Raw genomic sequence first — 22,507 nt, forward strand, 5'->3', positions numbered from 1 at the left:
GCCAACGGCGCCGATCCCGCAAGTCCGCGAGCCAACGGCGGCAAGCCCGCGTAGCAATGGCGCCGACCCCCCGGACACTGCGGTGCCCCGCTCCGCGCCCGGGGGCGTGCTCGGCATTACCTGTCCACCAACGTCTTCGGCGTATGCGATGGGCTCCGAGCCGATCGTCGGCCGAGACGTGTCCCGTCTCCCACCGCCATGGGGCGAGCCCGCCTGGCGGTCACCTCCGACGGCGGGCAGCCCACCGGAGACCGGGGGTTTCACGTGGAACGTGTCGGCGACCGCGGCGCACGGAGGTGGACGGCCCTCGCACCGCCTCACGGAGCCTGGGCCGCATCGTGCCGACCGCCACGGGGCGACGACTGCCGGAGGCGATGCCCCTCGGGGCCACCCGGGCAGCAGCCTGAAACGCCGCCGGCCGCGTCGCCCGGGTGGGACGGCGCGGCCGGCGGGCAGGCGTGGAGGGTCAGTCCTCGGGGGTGTCCTCTTGACCGACCCCGATGAGGCCGACGATCCGTTCCAGGTCGTCGACCGTGGCGAACTCGATGGTGATCTTGCCCTTGCTCCGGCCGATGTCCACCTTCACCCTGGTGTCGAACCGGTCGGAGAGCCTGTCCGCGAGGTCCGTGAGGGCCGGGGCGTGGGCAGTGGTCCGCCGCTTCGCGGCCGGGGCCTTCGCCGGCCCGTCCGCCAGCGCGAGCGCGACGATCTCCTCGGTCGATCGGACGGAGAGCCCCTCGGCGACGATGCGCGCCGCGAGTTGCTCCTGCGCCTGCGCCTCGTCCAGGCTCAGCAGCGCGCGGGCATGGCCGGCGGAGAGCAGCCCGGCGGCGACGCGGCGCTGCACCTGGGCGGGCAGGTTCAGCAGCCGGATGGTGTTGGAGATCTGCGGGCGGCTCCGGCCGATCCGGCGGGCCAACTCCTCGTGGGTTGCGCCGAACTCCTCCAGCAGTTGCTGGTATGCGGCGGCCTCCTCCAGCGGGTTGAGGTTGGCCCGGTGGATGTTCTCCAGCAGCGCGTCCCGGAGCATGGCGTCGTCGCGGGTGTCCCGGACGATGGCGGGAATGTTCTCCCGGCCGACGGCCTGCGCGGCCCGCCAGCGGCGCTCGCCCATGACGAGTTCGTACTTCTCGCCGTCGAGTGCCCGCACCACGATCGGCTGGAGGAAGCCGACCTCCTGGATGGAGGTCTTCAGTTCCTCCAGGGCCTCCTCGTCGAAGACCTGGCGGGGCTGCTTCGGGTTGGGCACGATCGCGTCGACCGGCACCTCAGCGAACCGGGCACCGGGCACCGGGCTGAGTTGAGGCTCGGACGGCGGCGTGACCGCAGGGGCCTCGACGTCGACCGGCACCGCCATCGGGGCCGGTGCAGACGCCGGGACGGGCGCCTCGCCGTCTTCGGGCATCGCCGTCGTCGTCTCGACGGGCTGGACCGGGCCGGTGGGGATCAGCGCCCCGAGCCCTCGACCCAGACCCCCCCGAGGACGGTTCTTCATACGATGCCTCCCAGCGACTTGTCCGCACTACGCATTCCGGCTCACCGGCTCCTTGACCCCACGCTCGGCGATCTCCTGGGCGGCCTCGAAGTAACTCGTCGCCCCCCGTGAACCGGGATCGTAGGTCATGACCGACTGGCCGTAGCTCGGTGCCTCGGAGACTCGGACGTTCCGGGGGATCACCGCCTGCAGGACCTTGTCACCGAAGTGGTTCCGGACGTCCTGCTCCACCGCGTCGGCCAGTCGGGTGCGCCGGTCGTACATGGTGAGCAGGATGGTGGAGACGTCGAGCCTGGGGTTGAGGTGCTTGCGGACCAGGTTGATGTTGTTGATCAGCTGGTTCAGCCCTTCCAGCGCGTAGTACTCGCACTGGATGGGGATGAGCACCTCCTGCGCGGCCACCAGGGCGTTGACGGTGAGCAGGCCCAGCGACGGCGGGCAGTCGATGAAGACGTAGTCGAAGTGGCCGGGGTAGGCGTCGATCGCCCGGGACAGCCGCGACTCGCGGGCCACCACGGACACCAGCTCGATCTCCGCGCCCGCGAGGTCGATCGTGGCCGGCACGCACCACAGGTTGGGGATGCCCTCGACGCCCTGGGCCACCTCCTCCAGCGGAACGCTGTTGATCAGGCAATCGTAGACGTCCGGCACGCCGGTGTGGTGCGGGACGTTCAGCCCGGTCGACGCGTTGCCCTGCGGGTCGAGGTCGACCACGAGGACCCGGTTGCCGTGCAGGGCGAGCGCCACCGCCAGGTTCACCGTGGTCGTGGTCTTCCCCACGCCGCCCTTCTGGTTGGCGACGCACATCACCCGGGTCCGCTCCGGACGCGGCATGGTCACCTCGCCACTCGGATTAAGGATCTGCACGGCGCGCATAGCCTCCATAGCCAACGGTGGGTCATCCTCTTCGCGCGTCGGGGTTTCACGTGAAACGTACGCGGCATCGGCCGGTTCGGTGCCATAGGCCCCGGCCCGCGGTGCCGGCGTGTCGACTGGAACGGCGGCTTCCGGGGCCGCGTCAGGCACCACGTGCGGTGCGGGTTGCTGGGGGAGCACGACGGCAGGCCGGGGTGTCGACTCGAAGTGAGCGGAGGGCCCGGGGTCGGAACCGTCGGCCGCCGGAACGCCGGGGCTGCCGGCCCTGCCATAGATCGTCCCGGACGCCTCCGCCCGGGGGGCGGTGGTGCCGGTGCTGGCGGCGGCAGGGGCGTCGCGGCGTGGAGCGGGGCCGCCGCCGATCGGGCGTGCCGCCGCCCCGTAGGCGCCGCCGGGCCAGCCGGGCTCGTCGGTTTCACGTGAAACGGGGCCCGCTGCGGACCGCTCTCCGCGACCGTTCACCCGTGGATCGTCGTACCTGCCGTCGTCATGCACCTGTCATCCCTACCCGCTCCGGATGGTCGGCCCGCACCCCGTCGTCTTGGCCACGCTCGTTCGCATCACGGAGCCTACGGCCCGGCGGGAGCGGCCGGGACCCCCTGAGGGTCAGATGCCGTCCACTCCACACTATCGACGCGCGGTCAGCCTACGGCGGACGGGCGCGGCCGGTCCACGCCGGATTTCCCGCCCGCGCGTGCCCGCACCCGTATCAACGACCCGACCTGCGGCGGGAAGCCGGCGCGCGAGGACGAAGGCGGTCAGCGGCCCCGGCGACGCCCGCCGCGCGAGCGCTTCGCCGCCGACTTGACGCGGGGCTGGTTCACCACCCGCTCGCGCACGATCTCCACCACCGTCGCCGGCGGCTCGATCACACCGACCCCGCAGCGCTGCACGGTCGGCTCGCCCCCGCCCAACTTGGCGACGGCCTCGGCGTGCTCCGCGATCTCGTCGGCGGCGGAAGCGCCCTTCATCGCCACCAGCCGCCCGCCCCGCACGGTCAGGGGGAGACACCAGGCGGCGAGGCGGTCGAGCGGGGCCACGGCGCGAGCGGTGACGATGTCCGCGCTGAAGGGGCCGACGCCGGTCGAGCCGGTCGCCGCCTCCTCGGCCCGTCCCCGGAAGACCCGGACCGTCTTCGCCAGCCCCAGGTTCTCGACCACCTCGACGAGGAACGAGGTGCGTCGGGCCAGCGGCTCGACCAGGGTGACGGTCAGGTCGGGCCGCGCGATGGCCAACACCAGCCCGGGCAGGCCGGCGCCGGAGCCGACGTCGAGCACCGACGCGTCCGGCGGGATCCGTTCCGCCACCGCGGCACAGTTGAGCAGGTGCCGGTCCCAGATCCGCGGTGCCTCCCGTGGCCCGATGAGGCCGCGGACCACCCCGTCGGTGGCGAGCAGTTCCGCGTACGCGGCGGCGAGTTCGAGCCGGTCGCCGAAGAGGGCACGGGCGGCCTCCGCCAGCTCCGGCGGCAGCGTCGCGACGGCCGGATCCGGTGCCTCCCCGGTCGGGCGGGGCGCATCGTCGCCGAGGGCCGGCGCCGTCACGCTGGGCGGCGCGGCCTCGACGCCGGGCGCTGCTTCGTCGGCCGCCCCGGGCCAGGCAGGCGACGGCCCGGGCGGCGTGCCACCCGGGCCGGACACGGCTGCCGCCGTGGTGTCGTCGTGGGTCACCTGGTCAGTCCGCAGGCCGGACGACGATGCGGCGGTTCGGCTCGACGCCCTCGGACTCGCTCTCCACGCCGCTCATCGCGTTGACGACGTCGTGGACGCACTTGCGCTCGAAGGCGGACATCGGTTCGAGCCGCACCGGCTCCCCGTGCTCCTTGACCTTCTCCACCGCGTTCTTGGCGACGGCGGCGAGCTCCTTGCGCCGGGTGGCGCGGTAGCCGCCGACGTCGAGCAGCAGCCGGCTCGGGGTCCCGGTCTGCCGGAACACCGCCAGCCGGGCCAGCTCCTGGAGCGCCTCCAGGGTGGCCCCGCGCTGCCCGACCAGGTTCTGCAGTCGGCCGCCGACGACCTCGACCACCGGACGCCCACCGGACACCAGCTCGTCGATGTCCCCGTCGTAGTCGAGGATGTCGAGCAGCCCTTCGACGTAGTCGGCGGCGATCTCGCTCTGTCGGAACAGCTCGCTCTCGGCCGGCGCCTTCTTCTCCCGGGGAGCGGCCCCGGTCTCGGCCTCCTCCTCGGTGTCGTCGTCGGTGGCCTCGATCGGCGTGCTCTCCTCGTCCACTGACGGGTCAGCGCTGGGGATGCTGGTCTCGGTCACGGTCTCATCTCCGTACTCGCTCGGCCGGACCGTCGGGTCCGCTGGTTCCCCGGGGGCCGGCGGGAGATCACCGGTGCCCACGGGCACGTCTGCACGGGCGGCTGGCGCCCGCGACCGCGCTACGCGCGGTGGGTTCGGCCCGGCGCTGCCCCTCGGGCGGCGGCCAGGGCCCGGTCCCGCCCGTGCCGGGCGGCCGGCGCGGGTGGGGAGGCGTCAGCCCTGGCGCTTGGCCGGGCCGCTCTTCTTCGGGTTGACCGGCTTGGCGCCCGGCTTCGGGCCGGCGACCTTCGGCGTGGCCGGCGCCTGCTTGACCGGAGCGGGGGCGGCCTTGCGGCCGAACAGGCCGGCGGTCTTGGCCGGCTGGACCGGGCTGTTGGACTTGACGCCGGTGCGGCCCGGGGTGGGCGGCGGCGGGTACTTGCGCAGCACCCACTGCTGCTGGCCGAGGGTGAACAGGTTGTTCGTGACCCAGTAGATGATCACACCGATCGGGAAGATCGCGCCGGAGACGAGCAGCGACAGCGGGATGCCGTAGAGCATCAGGCGCTGCACCATCTTCTGCTGCGGGTCCTCCGCCCAGCCGGTCTTGAGGATCATCTGGCGGCTGGTGAGGTAGGTGGTGCCCATCATCACCAGGACCAGGATGCCGGCGATCACCTTCACGGTGGTGCCGTTGGCCCCGAGGCGGGCCAGCTCGTCGGCGGTCGAGCCGAACTTGCCGGCGATCGGTGCGGTGAAGAGCTTGGCGCTGGAGGCGCTGTCGAACTGCTCGACCGTCCAGCCGTAGAGCGTCTTATTGATCTTGGCCGGGTCGAGGCGGCGCAGCACGTGGAAGAGGCCGAGGAAGACCGGGATCTGGAGGAACATCGGAAGGCAGCCCATGAGCGGGTTGGCCTTTTCCTTCCGGTAGAGCTCCATCATCTCTTTCTGGAGCGTCTCCCGGTCACCCTTGTGCTTCTCCTGGAGCTCCTTCACCTTGGGCTGGAGCGCCTGCATCGCCCGCTGGGACTTGATCTGCTTGACGAAGACCGGGAACAGGATCACCCGGACGGTGACCACCAGGAAGACGATGGCCAGGATCCAGGCCCAGTTCGTCCCGATCACCGCGTCGACCGGTACTCCGATGGCGTCCCAGGCCGAGTGCCAGGTCAGCAGGATCCACGAGATCGCGTAGTAGATCCAGTCCAGACTGAACAATTCTCAGGCTCCAGTCACTTCGGCACGGCGGCGACCGCCCGGCTCGGGCACCGGGTCGTGTCCACCAGGGTGAAAGGGGTGGCAGCGCAACAACCGTCGGACCGTCAGACCGGCCCCCCGAATCGCGCCGTGCCGGGCCACGGCCTCAAGGGCGTACGCACTGCACGACGGGTAGAACCGACAGCGGGCCGGCAGTGCCGGGCTTATCCAACGACGGTACGCGACGATGGGGCCGGTCAGCACCCGGGCACCCAAGCTCGTCGACGGCGACGCCGTGGAATCGCTGCTCATCGGGGCCGCCGCCCCCGGGGGGCGCGGGCTGTGGCGATCGCCGCGTCGAGGTCGGCCCCGAGCCGGGAGTATGACGCCTCGGCTGCGGCCGGGAGTGCCCGTACGACCAGGGTGCTGCCCTCGGGCAGGGCCGCGAGCCGCTCGCGGACCAGGTGCCGCAGCCGACGCCGGACCACGTTGCGGACGACGGCCGGGCCGACGGCCTTGGACACGACGAAGCCGGCGCGGGTCGCTGCGGAGGTGTGCTCCGCACCGGTGGTCCGCGCCGGCTTCGGCGAGACGTCCGTCGGTGTCCCTGGTGTGCCGGGCAGGGTCAGGTGGACGACGAGCACGCCACGGCCGGCCCGGCGACCAGCCCGGACCGCTGCGGCGAAGTCACTGCTGCGCCGCAGTCGTTGCGCGGCGGCCAGCACGACTGCCCACGTCCCCCGGACCGGCCTCGGTCGGCCTCAGGCCGACAGGCGGGTGCGGCCCTTGGCGCGACGGGTCGAGATGATGGCGCGGCCGGCCCGGGTGCGCATACGCAGCCGGAAGCCGTGGGTCTTCGCGCGCCGGCGGTTGTTCGGCTGGTAGGTGCGCTTGCTCACGTCAGGCTCTCCGTTTTCGTACGCCCCGGGCGCGGGATCGCCGGGGTCGTGTGGTGGTCCAGGCCACCTCGGCGGTGGCCCCCGATCGGTGCTGCCCGGCGGCGCGGAACCTCGGCGATGCGAGGGAGGCGACCGCGGACAGCAAGCACGCACCACCCTAGCAGAGGGCGGCAGAGCAGCCGATCCAGCCTACGCAGCGGGACAATGAGCGTCAAACACCCCGCCACACCCCCACAGCGCCCCTGACCACGACCGAAGCGCTGCTTTTCACTGATGTCGCCAAGGGTGCCACCGCGTCGACGGTTGATGGCCCCGGCCCCGCGCTGTTAGCGTGCGCGTTTGCGGTCGGCGTCGTCGCCCCGTTCCCGTCGTCGGGCGAGACGGTCGTCGTCGAGCAGGACCGGACTCGGGCAAGACCCGACCAGGCAGTGAATCGTTCGGCACGGTGAAACCCGCTTCAGCGCCCGTTCAGACAGGGGGCAGGTCCCACCCGCTTCGGGCGGGGGGCCACAATCGGTCAGTACACACAGGCTGTGGATAACTTGTGGACGACGGCCGGTGAGCCGTCCGGCTGGACCACCGCGGCGGTCGGGAGCAGAAGCGAGGGGGGTGGCACGACGGTGGCCGGTACGACCGACCTAGCCGCGGTGTGGACGGCGACCACGGACGAACTCGCCGACGAGATCATCTCCGCGCAGCAACGCGCGTACCTGCGGCTCACCCGGCTCCGCGCGATCGTCGAGGACACCGCCCTGCTCTCCGTGCCGGACGCCTTCACCCGCGACGTGATCGAGTCCCGGTTGCGGCCGGCCATCACCGAGGCGCTGACCCGGCGGCTGGGCCGCCCGATCCAGGTGGCGGTGACCGTCCGGGTCGCCGAGGACCCCTCGGGTCGCCCCGCCGGCACGGTCTACCGCAGCACCCCGGACGCCGGGCCGGGCGAACAGCCCGCCCTCGACGGGTCCGTCGGCTTCGACGCCGCAGCGGCGTTCGACACCCGGGGATACGACGAGCCCGGCGCGGGCCGACACGAACCCGCGCTCGGCTTTCCCGCCCCGGGCCATCCCGGCCACCCCGGCCACGACGAGCCGGGCACCGACCACGCGCGGTCACCCCACCCGGGCCAGGACGGCACCGCCGGGCATCCCGGGCACGGGGTGGCGGAGCCGGGGCCCGCGTCCCGGCCAGCCCCGAACGACGACGGGCACCGCCAGGGGCTCGTCCCCGCCGCCCGCGACGCCCAGGAGCCCCTGTTCGGCGACGCCTTCGCCGAACCGCTGGTGCCGGGCGCCGACCGGCGCGGCTTCGAGGAGCGGCCCCGGATCGACGTCGGCGGGGCCCGCCCCTACGAGGGCCGATACGCGGCCGGCGCCGTGCCGGCCCCCCAGCGGTTGCCGCGCGACGGCGGCACCGACAGCGGGCCGGGTCGCAGTGGCATGGATCACCGTCCGGGTGGACGGGACGACCGGCGGCTCCCCGGCGGGGCGGAGACCGGTGGGAACCGGCTCAACCCGAAGTACATGTTCGAGACGTTCGTCATCGGCTCGTCCAACCGGTTCGCGCACGCCGCGTCCGTCGCGGTCGCCGAGTCGCCGGCGAAGGCGTACAACCCGCTGTTCATCTACGGCAGCTCCGGGCTCGGCAAGACGCACCTGCTGCACGCCATCGGTCACTACGCCACCACGCTGGGCAACGCCCGCTCGGTCCGGTACGTCTCGACCGAGGAGTTCACCAACGACTTCATCAACTCGGTGCGCGACGACAAGACGAGCGCGTTCCAGCGCCGCTACCGCGACGTCGACATCCTGCTGATCGACGACATCCAGTTCCTGGAGAACCGCGAGCGGACCCAGGAGGAGTTCTTCCACACCTTCAACACGCTGCACAACGCCAACAAGCAGATCGTCGTCACCTCCGACCGGTCGCCCAAGCAGCTCGCGACGCTGGAGGACCGGCTGCGCACCCGGTTCGAGTGGGGACTGCTGGCCGACATCCAGCCGCCCGACCTGGAGACCCGGATCGCGATCCTGCAGAAGAAGGCGGCCCAGGAGCGGCTCTACGCCCCGCCGGACGTGCTGGAGTTCATCGCGTCGCGGGTGTCGAACTCGATCCGGGAGCTGGAGGGGGCGCTGATCCGGGTCACCGCGTTCGCCAGCCTCACCCGGTCGACCGTCGAGCTGTCGCTGGCCGAGGAGGTGCTGCGGGACTTCATCCCCGACGGTGCCGGCCCCGAGATCACCGCCGACCAGATCATGGTCTCCACGTCGGAGTACTTCGGGGTCAGCCTGGAGGACCTGCGCGGGCACTCCCGCTCCCGGGTGCTGGTCAACGCCCGCCAGGTCGCCATGTACCTGTGCCGGGAGCTGACCGACCTGTCGCTGCCCCGGATCGGGCAGGCGTTCGGCGGGCGGGACCACACGACCGTCATGCACGCCGACCGGAAGATCCGCCAGCAGATGGCGGAGCGCCGCTCGCTCTACAACCAGATCGCCGAGCTGACCAACCGGATCAAGCAGACCACCTGAGGCGTACGCCCACCACGCCCGCGCCCGCAGCGGCGACCGACGCCCGGCCGACCACGACGGCCGGGCGTTTTCGCGTTCCGGGGCGGCGTCGACCCCGCGCCCGCGCACCCGGGTCGACGTGACGCCGGTCACGTCCAGACCCCGGAGCCGTCGTCCACAGGCGTGCCGGGACGCCTCGTGTTGACCCTCGACGCGGTTCAGGCCCCAGGATCGGCACATGCTCGTCCACAGTTTCCACACGCTGTCCACAGCCGGTTGTCCACCGGCGGTGGAAAACTACGCAGGGTCCGACCCCGGTTACCCACAGGCTGTGGACAAACCCTGGGGACGGACCTGTGGATGCCTGTGGACACCTGTGGACGATGCCGCCCGTCGCCCACAGGCAGGAGGACGGCTGTGGGCTTCCTGTTGAAGGTTCTGGGGACAACGACGCGAAGACCGGTGCGGCCCGTCCACAGGACTGGGGAGAAAGTCGGTGGATAACCGGTGGATAACCGGTGGACGGCGGTGGACAACCCGGTGGATCGGAGGGCCTGTGGACGACCGGCCCGGTTTTACCCCGGGTTCTCCACAGGCTAACCACCGGTGGATAACGTGTCTGACCTGCGCAGACGCGGGTTTTCCACAGTTTGCACAGGTGCTACGAAGACGATGAGTTTGTTCTTCTAAGAGAACAAAAACCAATCATCACCGTTGGACTTCCTGTGGATGGGGCCGGAACGGCCGGAGACAGTCGCTCCGGCACCGGCCCGATCCACGGGGTCGGGCGCACAGCCGATGCCCGCGCGCCCTAAGGTGCGATGGGAACCCGCACAGTCGGGCGGGACGGTGGGCAGCGGTCGGCATGAGAGAGTTGTCGCTGACGTCGACGCGGAGGCATTGATGAAGTTCCGAGTGGAGCGCGACGCGCTCGCCGAGGCCGTGGCGTGGACCGCGAAGAGCCTGCCCAACCGGCCGTCCGTGCCAGTCCTGGCCGGCGTGATGCTCCGGGTGACCGACGGCAACCTGCAGGTCTCCGGCTTCGACTACGAGGTCTCCAGCCAGGTGACCGTCGAGGTGCAGGGTGACGCCGACGGGGCCGCCCTGGTCTCCGGCCGGCTGCTCGCCGAGATCACCAAGGCACTCCCCGCGAAGCCGGTGGACATCGCCGCGGTCGGCGCGCACCTCGAACTGGTCTGCGGCAGCGCCCGGTTCACCCTGCCCACCATGCCGGTGGAGGACTACCCCGCCCTGCCCGAGATGCCGGAGAGCACCGGCACGGTCGACGCCGCCGCGTTCGCCGCCGCCGTCGCCCAGGTCGCCGTGGCCGCCGGCCGGGACGAGACGCTGCCGATGATGACCGGCGTCCGCATCGAGCTCTCGGGTGGCAACCTGGCGATGCTCGCCACCGACCGCTACCGGCTCGCCCTGCGCGAGATGGAGTGGCACCCGGACGACCCCGAGGTGAGCATCAACGCCCTGGTGCCGGCGCGCACCCTGCACGACACCGCCAAGGCCCTCGGTCCGCTCGGCGGGCACGTGACGATGGCCCTGTCCCAGGGGGCGGCCGGCGAGGGCATGATCGGTTTCTCCGGCGGCACCCGGCGCACCACCAGCCGGCTGCTCGACGGCGCCAACTACCCGCCGGTGCGCTCGCTCTTCCCCGCCAGCCACAACGCCGAGGCCCGCCTCGCCGTCAGCACCCTCATCGAGGTCGTCAAGCGGGTGGCGCTGGTCGCCGAGCGCACCACCCCCGTGCTGCTCAGCTTCAGCTCCGACGGTCTCGTCGTGGAGGCGGGCGGCACCGAGGAGGCACGGGCCAGCGAGGCCATGGACGCCACCTTCACCGGCGACCCGCTGACCATCGGCTTCAACCCGCAGTACCTCATCGACGGGCTGGCCAACCTGGGCGCCCAGTTCGCGCAGCTCGCGTTCGTCGACGCCTTCAAGCCGGCGGTGATTTCCCCCGCAGGCGAGGATGGCGAGGTCATCCCCGGGTACCGGTACCTCATCATGCCGATCCGCGTCTCCCGCTGATCGCGCATACCCGACCCGGACGCAGCGGAGGTAGGAACACATGCAGCTCGGCCTCGTAGGACTCGGCCGCATGGGCGGCAACATGCGCGAGCGGCTGCGCGCCGCCGGTCACGAGGTGGTCGGCTACGACCGCAACGCCGACCGCAGCGACGTCACGAGCCTGGCCGAGCTGGCCGAGAAGCTCGACGGCCCCCGGGCCGTCTGGGTGATGGTCCCCGCCGGCGTCACCGACACCACCATCGACGCCGTCGCCGAGGTGCTCAGCGACGGCGACATCATCATCGACGGCGGCAACTCCCGGTTCAGCGACGACGCCCCCCGGGCCGAACGGCTCGACACGCGCGGCATCGGATACCTCGACGTCGGCGTCTCCGGCGGCGTCTGGGGCAAGGAAAACGGCTACGCCCTGATGGTCGGCGGCGCGCAGGAGCACGTCGACCGGCTGATGCCGATCTTCGAGGCGCTCAAGCCGGCCGGCGAGCACGGCTTCGTGCACGCCGGCCCCGTCGGCGCCGGCCACTACGCCAAGATGGTGCACAACGGCATCGAGTACGGCCTCATGCACGCCTACGCCGAGGGCTACGAGCTGCTCACCAAGTCCGAGCTGGTCACCAACGTGCCGGGCGTGTTCAAGTCCTGGCGCGAGGGCACCGTCGTCCAGTCCTGGCTGCTCGACCTGCTCGACCGCGCCCTCGACGAGGACCCGGACCTGTCCGACCTGAGCGGCTACACGGAGGACACCGGCGAGGGCCGGTGGACGGTCGACGAGGCCATCCGCCTGGCCGTGCCGCTGAACGTCATCGCCGCCTCGCTGTTCGCCCGCTTCACCTCCCGGCAGGAGGACTCTCCCGCCATGAAGGCCGTCGCCGCCCTGCGCCAGCAGTTCGGCGGCCACGCCGTCCACAAGCGCTGAGCGGCGTCCGCCACCCGTGTACGTCCGCCGGCTCGAACTGGTCGACTTCCGCTCCTACGAGCGGGTCGCCGTCGACCTCGAACCCGGCTCCAACGTCCTGGTCGGCGCCAACGGCACCGGCAAGACCAACCTCGTCGAGGCGCTCGGCTACGTGGCGACCCTGGGCTCGCACCGGGTCGCCACGGACGCCCCGCTGGTGCGGCTGGGCGCCACGTCGGCCGTGATCCGCTGCGCGGTGGCGCACGACGGCCGGGAACTGCTGGTCGAGCTGGAGATCGTCCCCGGCAAGGCCAACCGGGCCCGGCTGGGCCGTTCACCCGCCCGGCGGGCCCGCGACGTCCTCGGCGCGCTGCGCATGGTGCTGTTCGCCCCGGAGGACCTGGAACTCGTCCGCGGCGATCCGGCGGAACGCCGCCGCTACCTCGACGACCTGCTGGTCAGCCGCCAGCCCCGCTACGCCGGGGTGCGCGCCGACTACGAACGCGTCGTCAAGCAGCGCAACGCCCTGCTGCGCACCGCGTACCTGGCCCGCAAGACCGGCGGGTCGCGCGGCGGGGACCTGTCCACGCTCGCCGTCTGGGACACCCACCTCGCCCGGCACGGGGCCGAGCTGCTCGCCGGCAGGCTGGAACTCGTCGCCGCGCTCGGCCCGCACGTCACCAAGGCCTACGACGCGGTCGCCGCCGGCAAGGGCGCGGCGGGCATCACGTACCGGCCGTCGGTGGAACTGACGGACCCGGTGGCGGACCGGGCGGCGCTGGCCGAGACGCTGCTCGCGGCGTTGGCCGAGTCCCGGTCCGCCGAGGTGGAGCGCGGCACCACGCTCGTCGGCCCGCACCGCGACGACCTGGCCCTCACCCTCGGCCCGCTGCCCGCCAAGGGGTACGCCAGCCACGGCGAGTCCTGGTCGTTCGCCCTGGCCCTGCGGCTGGCCGGATACGACCTGCTCCGCTCCGACGGCATCGAGCCGGTGCTGGTGCTCGACGACGTCTTCGCCGAGCTCGACGCGGGCCGCCGCGAGCGGCTGGCGGGGCTGGTCGGCGGGGCGAGCCAACTGCTGGTGACCTGCGCCGTGGACGACGACGTACCGACCGGCCTGCACGGCGTCCGCTACCAGGTCGGCGAGGGTGAGGTGCGCCGTGCCGGATGAGCAGGAGCTGCCGCCGGCCCGGCTCGGGCCCCGTACCCCCGCCGTGGGGCCGGCTGGCCGGGACGCCGCAGCCCCGGGCGGCGGCGCACGCCGCGGCGCCGGCCGGGCGGCCGACGGGACCGGACGGTCCGACGGCCCGGCCGCCGCGGGCGGTGGCGACGCGCCCGCCGGGGCGGCGGGGCCGGAACTGGCCCGGGCGGTGCTGGACGCCGCGCGGGCCCGCCGCGAGACGGCGGCCAAGAACCGCCGGCGCAGCGTCGTCTCCGGCGACGGCGAGGGCGGCCGGCGGCTACGCGGCTATTCCGGCCCCGGGCCGGACCCCCGCGACCCGCAGCCGCTGGGTGTCGTGCTGGGCCGGCTGATGAAGGCGCGCGGCTGGGAGCAGCCGGCCGCCGAGGCGACCGTGTTCGGCGCGTGGGAGCGGGTCGTCGGCCCCGAGGTGGCCCAGAACAGCCGCCCGGTCAAGCTGGAGGACGGCGAGCTGACCGTCGAGGCCCGGTCCACCGCGTGGGCGACGCAGCTGCGGCTGCTCGCCGCCTCGCTGCTCCGGCAGATCGCCAGCGAGGTGGGCCACAACGTGGTGCGCAAGCTGCACATCCACGGGCCGGCCGCGCCGTCCTGGTCCCGGGGGCCGCGCCGCGTCCGGGGCCGGGGCCCCCGCGACACGTACGGCTGACGCCCGGGCCGCGCGGGCGGGCGGGCCTGGGCCGCCTCGGGCGGGCCGGCCGCGCGATGTCGGCGACGTGGCGGTATCCCGGCCGCCCGGATACCGCCACGTCGCCGACATGGAGTCGATCACCACGCGCGGGACGGGCCGGTGCCGGGCCGATCAGGCGTCGGCGTAGACGGCGAAGCCCCGGTCGGCGCAGCGGCGGTAGAAGGCCGCCAGCACACCCAGCTCGGCGCAGGTGAAGTCCCACTGCGGCGGGTCGCCGTTCTCGTCGCGCAGCCCGTCCAGGCGGGTGTCGAGCCAGCGCAACTGCTGCTCGGCGAGGCGGCCGTCGCCGAGCAGCCCACGCAGCACGGTGCTGACCGAGTCGAAGGTGACCGTCTCCCCGTGCGGCCGGTGACCGGCCACGAAGCGCTCGATCCCGCCGGCGATCCAGGCGCAGCCGTCCGGGTCGATCACCGGGTCCTCGTCCTCGGCCGCGTTCTCCGTGGCGTAGAGCACATTCTCCAGCCCGAGCAGCAGGTCGACCAGCTCCGTGTAGGCGGTCGCCCGGACCGTGCCGGTCTTTGCGATGTGTTCGGCGAGAGCCGCCGTCGGCGCGGAGATCCGCGGCAGGTCGACGATCTCGCCGAAGTCGACGAACTCGGCCGGTGCGACCGGATCGTAGAAGCGGCCGGTCCGCGGCCAGTGCACCGCGACGTTGTCCAGCCCCATCTGGCGTCACCCCTTGAGAGCACGTGTCGAAGCGTTCGGGTCGATCGTCCGGTTCCGACCGGAAAAGATCAAGACCGGCCACGCTGGGCGCCGCAAACCTACGCCCACCGTCCCTCCCGCCGCGACCCCCACCCCCCGAGTCCCGGCGGCGGCGCCGCCACCCGATCCGGGGCTCGCCCGTAGGGGGAGTCGCGGGTGGCGCGGATCGGCCGGCTACGGAGTTCTCAGCCGCCGCGAAGGGGTGCCGAGTGGCGGTTCTGTCGTCTGCGCACAGTAAGATTGAGGGCGAGACGAAGACCCGACACGGTGCGACGGACACGGGCCCACCGGCCCGAGATCATTGTCCCACGTCGGGTCGAGCCGATCGCGATCCGCGGGCATCCGCGGCGACCGGCGCTCCGGCCCGTGCCCCGGTTCACGCCCGGTGCCGGTCCGCGCGCCGACGTCGCGTCCTGTCCGCCGAACCCGCGCCCGACTCGCCGCTTGCGGCGCTGGCGGCGCGAGAAAGTGGCCGAGGGTGGCAGCGCAGGACAAGCAGGAGTACGGCGCCGAGTCGATCACCGTCCTCGAAGGGCTGGAGGCGGTCCGCAAGCGGCCGGGCATGTACATCGGGTCGACCGGCGAGCGCGGTCTGCACCACCTGGTGTGGGAGGTCGTCGACAACGCGGTCGACGAGGCGCTTGCCGGCTACTGCGACACCATCGACGTGGTGCTGCTGGCCGACGGCGGGGTCCGGGTCACCGACAACGGGCGTGGCTTCCCGGTCGACCTGCACCCCAAGTTGAAGAAGCCCGGCGTCGAGGTGGCACTCACCGTGCTGCACGCCGGCGGCAAGTTCGACGGCAAGGCGTACGCCGTCTCCGGCGGTCTGCACGGCGTCGGCGTGTCCGTCGTCAACGCCCTCTCCACCAAGATGGCGGTGGAGATCCACAAGTCCGGTTTCGTCTGGCGGCAGCAGTACGCCAACTCCAAGCCGTCGCCGCTGGAGAAGGGCGAGACCACCGACCGCACCGGCTCCGCCGTCGCCTTCTGGCCCGACGCCGACGTCTTCGAGACCGTCGACTTCGACTTCCAGACCATCTACCGCCGCCTCCAGGAGATGGCCTTCCTCAACCGGGGCCTCACCATCCACCTGCTCGACGAGCGGGTCCCCGAGGGCGAGGAGGGCAAGACCCGCGAGGTCACCTTCTGCTACAAGGGCGGCATCGCCGACTTCGTCCGGCACCTCAACGCCTCCAAGACCCCGATCCACAAGACGGTGGTCGAGTTCGGCGCCGAGGAGGAGGGCATGTCGGTCGAGATCGCCATGCAGTGGAACGAGTCGTACGGCGAGTCGGTCTACACCTTCGCCAACACGATCAACACCCACGAGGGCGGCACTCACGAGGAGGGCTTCCGCGCGGCGCTGACCAGCGTGGTCAACCGCTACGGCGCGGACAAGAAGCTGCTCAAGGGCGACGAGAAGCTCTCCGGCGAGGACATCCGCGAGGGCCTCGCCGCGATCATCTCGGTCAAGCTGGCCAACCCGCAGTTCGAGGGCCAGACCAAGACCAAGCTCGGCAACACCCCGGTGAAGAGCTTCGTGCAGCGGGTCTGCAACGAGTGGCTGGTCGACTGGTTCGACCGGAACCCCGCCGAGGCGAAGATCATCATCACCAAGGCGTCCCAGGCCGCCCGCGCCCGCATCGCCGCGCAGCAGGCCCGCAAGCTGGCCCGCCGCAAGTCGCTGCTGGAGTCCGGCTCGATGCCGGGCAAGCTCGCCGACTGCCAGTCCACCGACCCGCGCGAGTCCGAGGTGTTCATCGTTGAGGGCGACTCGGCCGGCGGCTCGGCCAAGCAGGGCCGGGACCCGCGCACCCAGGCGATCCTGCCGATCCGCGGCAAGATCCTCAACGTGGAGAAGGCCCGGATCGACCGGGTCCTGAAGAACAACGAGGTCCAGGCGCTGATCACCGCCCTGGGCACCGGCATCCACGACGACTTCGACATGGAGAAGCTGCGCTACCACAAGGTGGTGCTGATGGCCGACGCCGACGTCGACGGCCAGCACATCCAGACGCTGCTGCTCACCCTGCTGTTCCGCTTCATGCGGCCCCTGGTCGAGCTGGGCCACGTCTACCTGGCCGCCCCGCCGCTCTACAAGATCAAGTGGAACAAGAAGGGCGACGACGCGCAGTACGCGTACTCCGACCGCGAACGCGACGGGCTGATCGCGCTGCGCCAGCAGAAGAAGCCCAACGCCAAGCCGGACGACATCCAGCGCTTCAAGGGCCTCGGCGAGATGAACTACCCCGAGCTCTGGGAGACCACGATGAACCCGGCGACCCGCACCCTGCGTCAGGTCACGCTCGACGACGCGGCGGTGGCCGACGAACTGTTCAGCGTGCTGATGGGTGAGGACGTCGAGGCGCGCCGCTCGTTCATCCAGCGCAACGCCAAGGACGTCCGCTTCCTGGACATCTGACGGAGCCGGCGGGACCGCCCGGCCGTCCACCGGCGGCCCGCCGATCCACAGAGTTATCCACAGTGTGGCCGGTTTCCACAGCGGTTATCCACAGCACGAAACCGACTCTGATTCTGATAAGGGTTAACAGTGACCGATACCCCCGAGTCCACCCCGAGCGAGCCCGAGGTCCCCGAGACCCCCGCCGCCGCAGTCGTGGCGCACGACCGGATCGAGCCGGTCGGGCTCGAGGTGGAGATGCAGCGCTCCTACCTCGACTACGCCATGAGCGTCATCGTCGGGCGGGCACTGCCGGACGTCCGGGACGGGCTCAAGCCGGTCCACCGCAAGATCCTCTACGCCATGTTCGACTCCGGCTACCGGCCGGACCGCGGCTACGTGAAGTGTTCCCGCGTCGTCGGAGACGTGATGGGTCAGTTCCACCCGCACGGCGACTCGGCGATCTACGACGCGCTGGTCCGGATGGCGCAGCCCTGGTCGCTGCGCTACCCGCTGGTCGACGGCAACGGCAACTTCGGTTCGCCCGGAAACGACCCGGCTGCGGCGATGAGATATTGTATCACCGGTAATGTCCGTATTCGTACCGCCGACGGCGCGGTCCGGATCGGTGACGTCGTCCCCGACGCCGCGCCGAGCAGCGAGACCGACATCGAGCTGAAGGTCCGCGACCGCAACGGCGACCTGGTCCGCGCCTCCAAGTTCTTCCACTCCGGCGAGCACCCGACGCTGCGGCTGCGCACCCGCGAGGGGTACGAGCTGACCGGCACCCACAACCACCCGGTGCTCTGCCTGGTCGACGTGGCCGGCGTGCCGACCCTGCTGTGGAAGCTGCTCGCCGAGATCGGCCCCGGCGACCGGGTGGTCATCCAGCGGACGGTGCCGGAGGAGATCGGCTACCCGATGCTGGAGCACGTCGAGGCGGCCGTCCTCGCCGGTGCCCTAGTCAGTGAGGGTTGGATCTCCGACGCATGGGTCGAGTTCGCCAACGCGGATCGTGGGTTCTTCACTCGGGTTGTCGCGGCCTTCGACCTGGCCATCGGTGGCAAGCGTTGGTTCAGCGAAGAGGTCATGCCATCCGGCAAGACCCTGCACCGCCTTCGCGCAAGCGTTCGGCAGCTCGCGACTACAGCCCTCGGCGAGCTGGTCGGGGCGCGGAGTGCCGCAAAGTTCGTGCCGGAGTTCGTCTGGCGGGGGCCGGCGGCGATCAAGCGGGCCTTCCTCCAGGCCCTGTTCGAGGGCGACGGCTCGTCGTCGGTGCTGCCCCGCAACACCATCCAGATCTCGTACTCGACCCGCAGCGAGCGGCTGGCCCGCGAGGTGCAGCAGCTCCTGCTGGAGTTCGGCGTCATCAGCCGGCAGTGCCCGTACGACAACGGCGAGATCAAGGTGGTGGTGACCAACCGCCGCGACGCCCGGATCTTCGCCCAGCAGGTCGGCTTCCTCGGCCGCAAGCAGGTCAAGCTGGAGTCGGAGCTGGCCCAGGTGCCGGCGAGCAGCACCGCGCTCTCCGGCGACCACGTGCCGCTGGTCGGCGACTTCATCCGCGAGCACGGCGCCACCCGGTGGACCGAGCGGGACTGGCTGCGCCGGCACAACGTCGACCGGATCGAGCGCTGGGAGCGGGACCGCGAGGAGATCGTGGCCCGGATCACCGAGCGCGAGGTGCTCGACGTGGTTGAGCCGCTGGTCGACGGCCGGTTCTACTACGCCGAGGTGGCCAGCGTCACGGACGCCGGGGTGCAGCCGGTCTACAGCATCCGGGTGGACACGGACGACCACTCGTTCGTCTCCGACGGGTTCGTCAGCCACAACACGGAGTGCAAGCTCGACCCGCTGGCGATGGAGATGCTGCGGGACATCGACGAGGACACCGTCGACCTGCAGGACAACTACGACGGCCGGGCCAAGGAGCCCACCATCCTGCCGTCGCGGATCCCGAACCTGCTGATCAACGGTTCCGAGGGCATCGCGGTCGGCATGGCCACGAAGATCCCGCCGCACAACCTGCGCGAGATCGGCGCGGCGGTGCAGTGGTGCCTGGAGAACCCGGACGTCGACGAGGCGACGACCCTCGACGCGCTCATCGAGATCGTCAAGGGTCCTGACTTCCCGACCCACGGTCTGATCGTGGGCACCCAGGCGATCCAGGACGCGTACCGCACGGGTCGCGGGTCGATCCGGATGCGGGCCGTGGTGGAGGTGGAGGAGGACAAGCGGGGCCGCCCGGCGCTGGTGGTCAGCGAGCTGCCCTACCAGGTGAACCCGGACAACCTGGCCGAGCGGATCGCGGAGCTGATCAAGGAGGGCAAGCTCGCCGGCATCGCCGACATCCGGGACGAGTCCTCGGGGCGTACGGGCATGCGGATCGTGCTCGTGCTCAAGCGCGACGCGGTCGCCAAGGTGGTGCTGAACAACCTCTACAAGCACACCCAGCTCCAGGAGACGTTCGGCGCGAACATGCTGGCGCTGGTCGACGGGGTGCCGCGCACGCTGAACCTGGCCCAGTTCATCCGCTACTACGTCGAGCACCAGATCGAGGTGATCCGGCGGCGGACGGCGTTCCGGCTGCGCAAGGCCGAGGAGCGGGCGCACATCCTGCGCGGCCTGAGCAAGGCGCTGGACGCACTGGACGAGGTGATCGCCCTGATCCGGCGGTCGCCGACGGTGGAGGACGCCCGGCAGGGCCTGATCCGGCTGCTGGAGATCGACGAGATCCAGGCGACCGCGATCCTGGACATGCAGCTGCGCCGGCTGGCGGCCCTGGAGCGGCAGCGGATCCTCGACGATCTGGCGAAGCTGGAGCTGGAGATCGCCGACCTGAAGGACATCCTGGCCAAGCCGGAGCGGCAGCGGCGGATCGTCTCGGAGGAACTGGGCGAGATCATCGCGAAGTGGGGCGACGAGCGGCGTACGAAGATCGTGCCGTTCGACGGCGAGGTCTCGATGGAGGACCTGATCGCCCGCGAGGACGTGGTGGTGACGATCACCCGCACCGGGTACGCGAAGCGGACGAAGGTCGACCTGTACCGCTCGCAGCGGCGTGGCGGGAAGGGCGTCAGCGGGGCCACGCTGCGGCAGGACGACATCGTCAGCCACTTCTTCGTGTGCTCGACGCACGACTGGATCCTGTTCTTCACGAACAAGGGCCGGGTGTACCGGGCCAAGGCGTACGAGCTTCCGGAAGCCAGTAGGGTAGCCAAGGGCCAACACGTGGCCAATCTGCTCGCTTTCCAAGCGGACGAGCAGATCGCGCAGATCATCGAAATCCCGAACTACCAGGTGGCCCCCTACCTGGTACTGGCCACGAAGAACGGCCTGGTGAAGAAGACGCGGCTCGAGGAGTTCGACTCCAACCGTTCCGGCGGAGTCATCGCGATCAACCTGCGCGATGAGGACGAGCTGGTCGGTGCTGCCCTCGTCGCCCCGTCCGACGATCTGCTGCTGGTGTCGAAGAACGCGCAGGCGATCCGCTTCAACGCCACGGACGAGGCGCTGCGGCCGATGGGTCGGGCCACGTCGGGTGTGATCGGCATGCGGTTCAGCGACGAGGACGTCCTGCTGGCCATGGAGGTGGTCCGCGAGGGGCTGGACGTCCTGGTGGCCACGAACGGGGGATATGCGAAACGTACCCCGATCGAGGAATACCCGGTGCAGGGCCGGGGAGGTAAGGGCGTGCTGACTGCGAAGATCACCGAGCGCCGCGGTGGTCTGGTCGGCGCTGTGGTGATCCACCCGGACGACGAGCTGTTCGCGATCACCAGCAACGGTGGCGTCATCCGGACTCCGGTGAAGCCTGTACGCCGTACGCGTGACCGGAACACAATGGGGGTCAAGCTGATGGACCTCCCGGACGGCGTGACTATCGTGGCGATTGCTCGCAATGCCGACGAGCCTGACGAACAGGACTAGTTGATGACGGAGACACAGGCGAAGTCGGGGAACAAGGGGACCTCGGCCAACCCGGTCGACGAGGAGGCCGCCGCGAAGGGCGGCGCACCAGCGACCGGCCGCGCGGCCGTGGGCCGGGCAACCGTCCCCGCCGACGCGCCTGCCCCGAAGTTCACCCGGGCGCCCGGGATGGCGCCGCCGCCGGACTCCCCCGGCGACGATTCGGGGGCGAGCGACAAGACCGAGACATCCGGCATCGACGCGCCCACCTCCGCGGCGGCTCCGGCCGCGGCGGCGGGCAGTGCGGCCCGTCCGGCGACGACCCAGCCGATCAGGACCGGCGGCGGGCAGTCGGCGGCCGGCAGCAGCGCCGTCACAGGCACCCTGCCGCGCATCGGGGGTGGCACCGCCACGAAGCCGCAGCCGGACGGTGCCCGTCCGGCCGGTGTCGGCCGTCCCGCCAGTGGCGGCGGGCTGCCGCCGGGGGTGGCCGGTGCGGCGGCCGTCGGGGCGGCCCGCGTGGGTGACGCGGTGCGCTCGGCGCGTACCTCGGTCAGCTCGGCCGCGTCGCGCGGGCCCCGCCGGGCCCGGCTGAACCTCAAGCGGATCGACCCGTGGTCCGTGATGAAGTTCGCGTTCGCGGTCTCCGTCGTGCTCTTCATCGTGGTGGTCGTGGCCACGTCGGTGCTCTACCTGGCGCTGGACGCGATGGGTGTGTTCCAGAGCGTCAACGACAGCCTGACCGACCTGGTGGCCGCCGGCGGGCAGAGCAGCAGCACCTTCCAGATCACCGCCAAGGGTGTGATCCTGAGTTCCGCCCTGATCGGCCTGGTCAACGTCGTCCTGTTCACCGCGCTGGCGACTCTCGGCGCGTTCGTCTACAACGTCTGCGCCGACCTGGTCGGCGGGATCGAGCTGACGCTCGCCGAGCGGGACTGACCGCGTCCGACGCCGGGGCGGGCCGCGTAAAGCGGTCGCCCCGGCGTCGTGCGTCCGGGTAGTTTCGGGGGGTACGGCGGGGCGCTCGGCGCTCGGCGGCCCCCGATTTGGGGCGCGGCGGGCGGATGCGTTAACCTTGGCCGTCGCCACGCGGGGCTATAGCTCAGTCGGTTAGAGCGCAGAGCTGATAACTCTGAGGTCGCTGGTTCGATTCCAGCTAGCCCCACCGCACATCGTTCCGACGGCTGTCGAGCGCAAGGGGTCGCCCCATGTTCAAGAAGCTTCTGATTCTGGCCGGCGTCCTCGGTGTGGCTGCCCTGGTCGCTCGTAAGGTCAAGGCCTCCAACGACGAGCGGGCCCTGTGGCACGAGGCGACCACCGCGCCCGACCTGCGCTGACCGTCACTTCGACTGCCAGCTCCGGGCGGTTCCGCCCGCCTTCGGGGCCCTAGCTCAACTGGCAGAGCACTGCCTTTGCAAGGCAGGGGTTAGGGGTTCGAGTCCCCTGGGCTCCA

The 22,507-nt window shown here is 71.4% G+C and carries 18 protein-coding genes and 2 tRNA genes; 11 read left to right on the plus strand and 9 right to left on the minus strand.

What is annotated here, in order from left to right; translation table 11 throughout:
* Positions 1–466: 466 nt before the first annotated feature.
* From GA0070558_RS04410 to rpmH, 8 genes are all read right to left on the minus strand, one after another.
* Positions 467–1,495 carry a ParB/RepB/Spo0J family partition protein gene (locus GA0070558_RS04410; RefSeq protein WP_091276002.1) on the minus strand — a complete coding sequence of 343 codons (1,029 nt, stop codon included), beginning with the start codon at positions 1,493–1,495 and terminating at the stop codon, positions 467–469.
* A gap of 27 nt (positions 1,496–1,522) precedes the next feature.
* Entirely contained in the window at positions 1,523–2,866 is a 1,344-nt protein-coding gene (locus tag GA0070558_RS34820; protein ID WP_091276005.1) for a ParA family protein, read from the minus strand.
* 263 nt (positions 2,867–3,129) lie between these two features.
* Positions 3,130–3,843, minus strand: coding sequence for a 16S rRNA (guanine(527)-N(7))-methyltransferase RsmG (gene rsmG, locus GA0070558_RS04420; RefSeq protein WP_091276272.1), 714 nt, complete (start codon positions 3,841–3,843; stop codon positions 3,130–3,132).
* A gap of 202 nt (positions 3,844–4,045) precedes the next feature.
* Positions 4,046–4,639 (minus strand): Jag family protein, encoded by a 594-nt coding sequence (locus tag GA0070558_RS04425; RefSeq protein WP_091276008.1) that lies wholly within the window; start codon positions 4,637–4,639, stop codon positions 4,046–4,048.
* A gap of 213 nt (positions 4,640–4,852) precedes the next feature.
* Positions 4,853–5,836, minus strand: a complete 984-nt coding sequence (gene yidC, locus GA0070558_RS04430; protein ID WP_077935361.1) for a membrane protein insertase YidC — start codon at positions 5,834–5,836, stop codon at positions 4,853–4,855.
* A 3-nt stretch (positions 5,837–5,839) separates the two neighbouring features.
* Positions 5,840–6,127, minus strand: coding sequence for a membrane protein insertion efficiency factor YidD (gene yidD / locus GA0070558_RS04435; RefSeq protein ID WP_077935362.1), 288 nt, complete (start codon positions 6,125–6,127; stop codon positions 5,840–5,842).
* A complete protein-coding gene (rnpA, locus tag GA0070558_RS04440; RefSeq protein ID WP_091276010.1) occupies positions 6,124–6,540 on the minus strand; it encodes a ribonuclease P protein component in 417 nt (138 codons plus the stop codon). Before rnpA ends, yidD begins: the two co-directional genes overlap by 4 nt.
* 36 nt (positions 6,541–6,576) lie before the next feature.
* Positions 6,577–6,714, minus strand: a complete 138-nt coding sequence (gene rpmH, locus GA0070558_RS04445; RefSeq protein WP_074478258.1) for a 50S ribosomal protein L34 — start codon at positions 6,712–6,714, stop codon at positions 6,577–6,579.
* Positions 6,715–7,334: 620 nt separating this feature from the next.
* Here rpmH and dnaA point away from each other — a divergent pair.
* The 5 genes from dnaA to GA0070558_RS04470 all read left to right on the plus strand — a co-directional run bounded on the left by dnaA (position 7,335) and on the right by GA0070558_RS04470 (position 13,994).
* Positions 7,335–9,239 (plus strand): chromosomal replication initiator protein DnaA, encoded by a 1,905-nt coding sequence (dnaA, locus tag GA0070558_RS04450; RefSeq protein WP_091276275.1) that lies wholly within the window; start codon positions 7,335–7,337, stop codon positions 9,237–9,239.
* A gap of 882 nt (positions 9,240–10,121) precedes the next feature.
* Positions 10,122–11,255: a DNA polymerase III subunit beta gene (dnaN, locus tag GA0070558_RS04455; protein WP_077935364.1), complete on the plus strand. Its 1,134-nt coding sequence runs from the start codon at positions 10,122–10,124 to the stop codon at positions 11,253–11,255.
* Positions 11,256–11,295: 40 nt separating this feature from the next.
* Positions 11,296–12,168 (plus strand): phosphogluconate dehydrogenase (NAD(+)-dependent, decarboxylating), encoded by an 873-nt coding sequence (gnd, locus tag GA0070558_RS04460; protein WP_077935365.1) that lies wholly within the window; start codon positions 11,296–11,298, stop codon positions 12,166–12,168.
* Between the two features lie 16 nt (positions 12,169–12,184).
* Positions 12,185–13,318: a DNA replication/repair protein RecF gene (gene recF, locus GA0070558_RS04465; protein WP_091276020.1), complete on the plus strand. Its 1,134-nt coding sequence runs from the start codon at positions 12,185–12,187 to the stop codon at positions 13,316–13,318.
* 43 nt (positions 13,319–13,361) lie between these two features.
* Positions 13,362–13,994, plus strand: coding sequence for a DciA family protein (locus GA0070558_RS04470; RefSeq protein WP_439709564.1), 633 nt, complete (start codon positions 13,362–13,364; stop codon positions 13,992–13,994).
* Between the two features lie 153 nt (positions 13,995–14,147).
* Here the strand turns inward: GA0070558_RS04470 and GA0070558_RS04475 are convergent, their stop codons facing one another.
* The gene (locus GA0070558_RS04475) at positions 14,148–14,702 is read right to left on the minus strand and encodes a hypothetical protein (RefSeq protein WP_043961011.1); all 555 of its coding nucleotides are present in this window, start codon (positions 14,700–14,702) and stop codon (positions 14,148–14,150) included.
* 517 nt (positions 14,703–15,219) lie between these two features.
* On the opposite strand from GA0070558_RS04475, the gene gyrB reads away from it, so the two are divergent.
* The 6 genes from gyrB to GA0070558_RS04500 all read left to right on the plus strand — a co-directional run bounded on the left by gyrB (position 15,220) and on the right by GA0070558_RS04500 (position 22,507).
* On the plus strand, positions 15,220–17,166 hold the full coding sequence (gyrB, locus tag GA0070558_RS04480; protein WP_077935373.1) for a DNA topoisomerase (ATP-hydrolyzing) subunit B: 1,947 nt from the start codon (positions 15,220–15,222) through the stop codon (positions 17,164–17,166).
* A gap of 195 nt (positions 17,167–17,361) precedes the next feature.
* Positions 17,362–21,075: an intein-containing DNA gyrase subunit A gene (gene gyrA / locus GA0070558_RS04485; protein WP_369523367.1), complete on the plus strand. Its 3,714-nt coding sequence runs from the start codon at positions 17,362–17,364 to the stop codon at positions 21,073–21,075.
* 3 nt (positions 21,076–21,078) lie between these two features.
* Positions 21,079–21,993, plus strand: a complete 915-nt coding sequence (locus GA0070558_RS04490) for a DUF3566 domain-containing protein (protein ID WP_091276030.1) — start codon at positions 21,079–21,081, stop codon at positions 21,991–21,993.
* A 152-nt stretch (positions 21,994–22,145) separates the two neighbouring features.
* Positions 22,146–22,219, plus strand: a tRNA-Ile gene (locus GA0070558_RS04495).
* A gap of 43 nt (positions 22,220–22,262) precedes the next feature.
* Complete coding sequence (locus GA0070558_RS33805; protein WP_218106962.1) at positions 22,263–22,391, plus strand: DLW-39 family protein; 129 nt, start codon at positions 22,263–22,265, stop codon at positions 22,389–22,391.
* A gap of 43 nt (positions 22,392–22,434) precedes the next feature.
* Positions 22,435–22,507: transfer RNA gene (locus GA0070558_RS04500), tRNA-Ala, on the plus strand.

This window comes from Micromonospora haikouensis, from assembly GCF_900091595.1.
Lineage (GTDB): Bacteria > Actinomycetota > Actinomycetes > Mycobacteriales > Micromonosporaceae > Micromonospora > Micromonospora haikouensis.